Here is a 6,022-nt window from a genome sequence, read left to right as displayed (position 1 = left end):
CCAGCGGGACCCGGCTACGGGCGACCGGCGCGTCGTCCACCGGAGGCTCGACGGCGGCCACTCGCGCCCGCCCGGCACCCGCGGGCTCGGCAGCGGAAGCCGCACCGGCGAGGGCGGCACCGCTGGCGTCGAGGCGGCGGCGCACCGCGGCGATCCCCTCCTGGGCCCGTTGCGCCTGGTCGAGGGCCTGGTTACCACGCTGGGCGGCGGCCACGATCTCGCTGCGCAGCTCCCGACGCAGTTCCTCGATCTCGTCGAGCAGCTCGTCGGTCCGCGCCGAGTCGCCGTCGCCGTCGGGCCGCAGCGCGATGGAGAGGCCGATCAGCACCACCGCGAGAATGGCGAGCACCGCGGCGAAGCGCAGCGGGCCGTTGCCGTCGGCCACCAGCAGGATCAGCGCCGCCACCGGCGCGAGAGCGACGCCCGCCCAGAAGAGCATGGTCAGCAGCGATGGTTGACGCCGGGCGTCAGAGGTGGCCGGGGCTGGCATGGATGTGCAGCCTACCCACGATATCCAGCGGAGGGAACGGGGTCCCCGGGACGCACGGACGCCCCCGCCCGGTCAGGGCGGGGGCGTCCTCAGCACGTGCGGGAAGGGCTCAGCTGGTGGCGAAGGCGCCATCCGAGGAGAAGATCAGACCCACGCTGATCGAACCGTCGCGCAGCCCGCTCTTGGTCAGCGGCCCGCCCTGGTCGAGCGAGGAGAACTTGCCGACCGACAGCCCGTACGTCTTCTCCAGGCCCGGCTTGCAGAACGGACGCTGCTCGCACTCCGGCGGGCCACCCAGCACGGTCGCGCTGCCGGAGCACTTCGCCGCCAACTCGGAGAGGGTCCGTACGCCGTACTTGTCGGCGAAGGCCTGGGTCACCGCGAAGGCGTTCTGGTCCTGCGCGGCGGCCGGGGTGCCGAAGGTGAGGCCGGCCTTGTCGCCCTCGGCCTTGAGCGCGGTCACCGTCGTGTTGATGTCCGGCGAGGAGACCGGCTGCGCGTTCTGGCCGTTGGCCTTGGTGTTGAGGAACTCGGCCATGGTCGCCGCGTACTCCGGGACGACCTGGATCTCGCCCTTCTCCAGAGCCGGCGCGTAGAGCTCCCGGTTGCCGATCTGCTGCACCTTGACCTGGTAGCCGGCGGCGGTGAGCACGATCCGGTACAGCTCGCCCAACGTCTGACTCTCGGCGAAGTTGCCGGCGCCCACCGTGATGTCGCCGCCCGGGCCCTTGGCGATGCCCGCGGTGAGGTTGTTGGCGCTGGCGAACTCCTCGGCCGCCACCTTGGGGGTCTTGCGGTCCTCGTTGACGGCCTTGTTGAGCTGGATCAGCTTCGGGGTGTCGAGCGTGGCGGAGACCTTGTCCAGTGCGGCGATCAGCTGCGGGTTGGCCGCCTTGCTGTTGACCGCGGGAATGACGTTGTCGGAGTTCTGGAGCTTCTTGTCGTCCTGCAGAGCGATGAGCTGCTGGCCGGCGACCGGGGCGCACCCGGCGCCGGAGGCGCTCGTCTGGGGCGCGTCGGTGCCGGACGAGCCGGCATCCCCGCAGCCGGCGAGGAGTGCTGCCCCGGCGACGGCGCTGACAGCCCCGATCGCCAGACGTGTACGTGCGCGCATGTGCCCGCCTTCCGTGTCCCGGCGCGGCCCGTCCCGGGCCGGCCGCGTGTCCGACGGGCGATCCTGACTGTCGGCCGCCCGCGAATGTCCACCCAACATGCTCCGCAACCGACCGACAACTTGGGATGGACTTCGTCACCCCATCGTCACCGATTTGACGGGCACGGGTCGCCAGCTCGACGCGGCACTCACCCGGACGGGTCAGGCGCTCCCGGTCGCATCGGCGGGCCGGGGCCGCCCGAGGCGCTGCCGCCCGCGCCGCAGCGGCTTGGGGGTGACCAGCCGTTCGACGCCGCCGAGGACCACCTCGGCCAGCAGCGCGAGCCCGGCCACCAGCACACCGCCGGCGACGATCTGCCCGCCACCGGCCGCGATGCCGATACCGAAGCCGGTCCGGATGATCTGGCCGAGGCCGCCGCCGTTGACGAAGGAGGCCAGCGCCGCGGTCGCGATCACCTGGACCGCCGCGGTGCGGAAGCCGGCCGCCAGGTAGGGCACTGCGAGCGGCAACTCCACCCGGCGCAGCAGCTGCGCGCTGGACAGACCCATCCCCCGGGCCGCGTCGCGGGCCTCCGGGTCCACCTGCCGCACCCCGGTGTACGCGTTGGCCAGCAGCGGCGGCACGGCGAAGACGGCCAGTGCCACCACAACCGGCGTCTTCCCGAAGCCGCTGGCGAAGACGACCGGCAGGATGGTCAGCAGCGCCAGGGTGGGGATGGCCAGGGTGGCGTTGGAGATCAGCACCACGAGGCCGCCACCTCGGCCGAGGTGCCCCAGCCAGAGCCCGAGCGGCCAGGCCACCAGGCAGCCGAGCGCCACCGCCAGGGCGGAGATCGTCAGGTGCTCGCCGAGCCGGTCCAGCATGCCGCCGGGGTTGGTCCAGTTCAGTGGGTCGTTGATCCAGGTGATCGCCTGGCCGATCGGGTTCGCCGCGACGGTCACCGTGCCCTCCGGGTGGACCAGGGGGTCACCAGCCGGGCGACCAGGATGAGCAGCAGGTCGAGGACGACCGCGAGCGCCACGCAGAGCAGCGCGGCGGTCATGATCTCGGCCTTGTAGAGGTTGTTCTGGAAGCCCGCGAAGATCAACTGCCCGAGCCCGCCGTGCCCGACCAGCACCCCGACCGTGACCAACGCCACCGTCGAGACGGTCGCCAGTCGTACGCCGGTCACGATGCCCGGCAGCGCCAGCGGCAGGTCGATCCGGAACAGTCGCCTCCACCGGCCGTAACCCATGCCCTCGGCGGCCTCGCGAACCTCCGGGGGCACCTGGTTGAGACCGGCCACCACGTTGCGCACGATCAGCAGCAGCGCGTAGAGGACCAGCCCGACCAGCACCGTGGTCGCCCCGGTGCCCAGGTAGGGCGCGATGAACGCGAAGAGCGCCAACGACGGAATGGTGTAGACCACCCCGCTGACGGCGAGGATCGGACCGGCGAGCGGACGGAACCAGTACGCCAGCACGGACAACGGCAGGGCGATCAGCACCGCGATCAACACCGCCCGCCCGGTGAGAGAGGCGTGTTCGCGCACCGCGGCGAGGATCGTGTCAGAGTTGTCCCGCACGTACTGCCAGGAGAACCAGGGGTTACCCGGGTCGGCCCGGTAGCTCAGGCGGAAGGACATACGTGGACGTTACCCCGGAGGCTGCCGACGTGGCCCAATCCCCTCGCGCGGCGTCGATCTCCCTGCAGGGCATCCAGAAGCGCTACCCGAACGGCACCGAGGCTGTCCGGAACCTCAGCCTGGACGTCCGAGCCGGCGAGCTGGTGGTGCTGATCGGCCCCTCCGGCTGCGGCAAGTCGACGGTGCTGCGGATGATCAACCGCCTGATCGAACCGACGGCCGGTCGCATCACGCTCGGCGACGAGGACGTCACCGATGTCGACCCGGTGCGACTACGCCGTCGAATCGGGTACGTCATCCAGAACGTCGGCCTCTTTCCACACCAGACGGTGCGGGCCAACGTGGCCACCGTGCCGGGCCTGCTCCGGTGGCCCAAGGGCCAGACCCGGGCCCGGGTCGACGAGCTTCTCGACCTGGTCGGGCTGGACCCGGCCGAGTTCGGCGGTCGCTACCCGCACGAGCTGTCAGGTGGCCAGCGGCAGCGCGTCGGGGTGGCCCGCGCGCTCGCCGCCGATCCGGTGGTGTTGTTGATGGACGAGCCGTTCTCGGCCGTCGACCCAATCGTCCGGGCCCGCCTCCAGGAGGAGTTCCTGCGCCTGCAGGCCGAGGTGCGCAAGACGATCGTGCTGGTCACCCACGATCTCGACGAGGCGGTCCGACTCGGTGACCGGATCGCCGTGCTCTCCGAGGGCGGGCACCTGGAGCAGTTCGACACCCCGGCCGCGCTGCTCGGCGCACCCGCCACCCCGTTCGTCCGCGAGTTCGTCGGCGCCGACCGGGGCATCCGGCGGCTGGCGGTCACCCCACTCGACCGGGAGGCGCTGGAACCGGTACCCGAGGACGCCGCACCGGACCTGCCCACCGTCGCGGTGGACGGCTCCGCGTACGACGCGTTGGCGGTCCTGCTCACCTCGGGCCGGGACCGGCTCCTCGTGACCGACGCCGGCCGGCCGGTGGGCGCGCTCAGCCGACAGCGTCTCCTCGACCTCGGCCGCCCGACCAACTGACCCGGCCCGGTCGGGTCGGGCACGACCGCCGCGCCTGACCCCACCTCGGGCGGGTCAGGCGCGACCGCCGAGGCTGGCGATGCCGATGATCCAGCCGGTGAGGAAGCCGTAACCGGCACCGGTGCTGGCGTCCTGAAGTGCCCCCAGCAGTGACGGCGCCGGGCCGAGCAGCGCCGCCAGCACGGCGGCCAGCCCGCCGGCCAGCACGTACGCGGCCCAGCCGGAGAAGAACTGACTGACCGGGCCGGGCACCCGGGCGACCTGGGCGGCGGGCAACAGGTAGAGCAGCGCCACCGCGAGGACCACCAGCAGCACGGCCCGCAGGTCGGCGGCGAACAACCCGCCGGCCTGCCCGTCCGCGTCGAGCCGCCAGGCCGGCCACGCGAGCAGGCGCGCGTAGAAGGCGCCGCCCGACTCCGGGTCGGTCAGGCTGGCGGCCCAACCGGTGTACGCCGGACTGCCGCAGATGCCGACCAGCAGCAACACGGCGAGCGCACCGGTGCCGGCGGCCGTGCCGTAGCGGCTGACCGGGCCGGAGCGGTGCAGGAACGACGCGATCCGCCCAGGCCCCGAACCGGTGGCTCGGGCCGACCTGGGCTGCCCCGAGCGGCTCAGTGCTTCATCAGGTAGTCGATGAAGGCGGCCCGCAGCAGCGGCGCCGACTCCTCGTAGCCGTGACCGGTCAGCTCCCGCCACAACGCGTTGGCCTCGTCGATCGTCGGACCGATCGAGTTCGGGGCGCCGTCCAGCACCGTGGCCTCGTCCGCGTTCGGCAGGTGGCGCAGCACCGACCAGTAGAAGCCCACGTCCCGACGCTCTCGGGCCAGGGCGAACGCCCGCTCCCGCAGCTCCTCGGTGGACAGCGCGTCAAGCTCCTCGAACGAGGTTCCGCCCGGGGTGGCGGCAGGTGTGTCGGTCATGTCGCCGAGCCTAACGGTCGAGATCAGCTCCGGCTCGGCGGACGCGACGCGGCTCACCGCTCGTCGGTCTCCCACCGTCGCGGGCCGTCCTCCCACCGCGGGTCCCGCCAGGGGTCGACCGGTTGGGGCGCGGCCTGGGTCGGCAGCGTGGGAGGCCAGTTGTCGACGGACTGCGGCTGCGCCATGGTCCAGCCCGAGCTGATCGTGCCGTCGCTGACCGGCTCGGGCCGGTCGGGGCTGCCCGGTCGGGGCCGCCCGAGCGTCTCGACCAGCCGGGTGACCAGCAGCCCGACGCCGAGCGCGGCCCCGCCGACCACCCAGTTGCTCAGCGTCCACCCGCGCTCCGGCGCGTACACCTGGAAGACGGTGACCAGGCCGACCGCCAGCAGCGTGCCGAACACACCGCCCCGGCGACCGTACGCGCTGGTGCCGGCGAGCAGGGCCACGCCGATGGCCAGCACCGTCCAGTCCAGCCCCGAGGTGGGGGCCACCGGCCCCGGGTCGTTGGCGGCGAGCAGCACGCCGGCGAGAGCGGCCAGCACCGTGGAGACGACAAGCGCGACGGCGGTCACCGCGGCGGCCACCGCGCCCCGCCGACGAGCCGGGTCGGCGATCGGTCGGTACCGGCCGACGAGCCGGCGGATCGCCCGGACCGCGCCGAACAGCCCGCCGAGGACGGCCACCGCGGCGAAACCGGCGAAGAGGTACCCGGCGCTGCTGGTCGGGTCGTAGTCGCCCTGCACCAGCACGGGCGCCGAACGACGTTCGATGTACACCACCACGGCGGCGGCGCCGGCCAGGCTGGCGGCCCAGCCCGGCACGTGCAGCATCACCACGGCCAGGGCCAGCGCGAGCCCGCCAACCGC

7 protein-coding genes and 1 pseudogene are annotated in these 6,022 nt (G+C 73.0%); 1 reads left to right on the top strand and 7 read right to left on the bottom strand.

Features of this window, described 5'->3' with window-relative positions; all coding sequences use genetic code 11:
- From PSH25_RS08205 to PSH25_RS08190, 4 genes and pseudogenes are all read right to left on the bottom strand, one after another.
- Positions 1 to 490, bottom strand: a pseudogene (locus PSH25_RS08205) (hypothetical protein); the annotation flags it as partial.
- A 109-nt stretch (positions 491 to 599) separates the two neighbouring features.
- A complete protein-coding gene (locus PSH25_RS08200) occupies positions 600 to 1,604 on the bottom strand; it encodes a glycine betaine ABC transporter substrate-binding protein (RefSeq protein ID WP_238658418.1) in 1,005 nt (334 codons plus the stop codon).
- 201 nt (positions 1,605 to 1,805) lie between these two features.
- Entirely contained in the window at positions 1,806 to 2,546 is a 741-nt protein-coding gene (locus PSH25_RS08195) for an ABC transporter permease (RefSeq protein WP_238658417.1), read from the bottom strand.
- The gene (locus PSH25_RS08190; RefSeq protein ID WP_238658416.1) at positions 2,543 to 3,229 is read right to left on the bottom strand and encodes an ABC transporter permease; all 687 of its coding nucleotides are present in this window, start codon (positions 3,227 to 3,229) and stop codon (positions 2,543 to 2,545) included. The genes PSH25_RS08195 and PSH25_RS08190 overlap by 4 nt, the downstream gene beginning before the upstream one ends.
- 2 nt (positions 3,230 to 3,231) lie before the next feature.
- On the opposite strand from PSH25_RS08190, the gene PSH25_RS08185 reads away from it, so the two are divergent.
- Positions 3,232 to 4,236 (top strand): ABC transporter ATP-binding protein, encoded by a 1,005-nt coding sequence (locus PSH25_RS08185; RefSeq protein WP_372492741.1) that lies wholly within the window; start codon positions 3,232 to 3,234, stop codon positions 4,234 to 4,236.
- 54 nt (positions 4,237 to 4,290) lie between these two features.
- Here the strand turns inward: PSH25_RS08185 and PSH25_RS08180 are convergent, their stop codons facing one another.
- The 3 genes from PSH25_RS08180 to PSH25_RS08170 form a co-directional block, all read right to left on the bottom strand.
- Positions 4,291 to 4,722 (bottom strand): hypothetical protein, encoded by a 432-nt coding sequence (locus PSH25_RS08180; RefSeq protein ID WP_238658414.1) that lies wholly within the window; start codon positions 4,720 to 4,722, stop codon positions 4,291 to 4,293.
- 125 nt (positions 4,723 to 4,847) lie between these two features.
- The gene (locus tag PSH25_RS08175; protein WP_184179324.1) at positions 4,848 to 5,156 is read right to left on the bottom strand and encodes a hypothetical protein; all 309 of its coding nucleotides are present in this window, start codon (positions 5,154 to 5,156) and stop codon (positions 4,848 to 4,850) included.
- A gap of 53 nt (positions 5,157 to 5,209) precedes the next feature.
- On the bottom strand, positions 5,210 to 6,022 hold an 813-nt coding region (locus PSH25_RS08170), incomplete at its 5' end, for an ABC transporter permease (RefSeq protein ID WP_238658413.1).

Origin of the sequence: Micromonospora foliorum (assembly GCF_022229015.1) — a bacterium.
GTDB classification, from domain to species: domain Bacteria; phylum Actinomycetota; class Actinomycetes; order Mycobacteriales; family Micromonosporaceae; genus Micromonospora; species Micromonospora foliorum.
The sequence above is the reverse complement of the archived record's forward strand: the minus strand, read 5'-3'. Positions and strand labels throughout refer to the sequence as shown.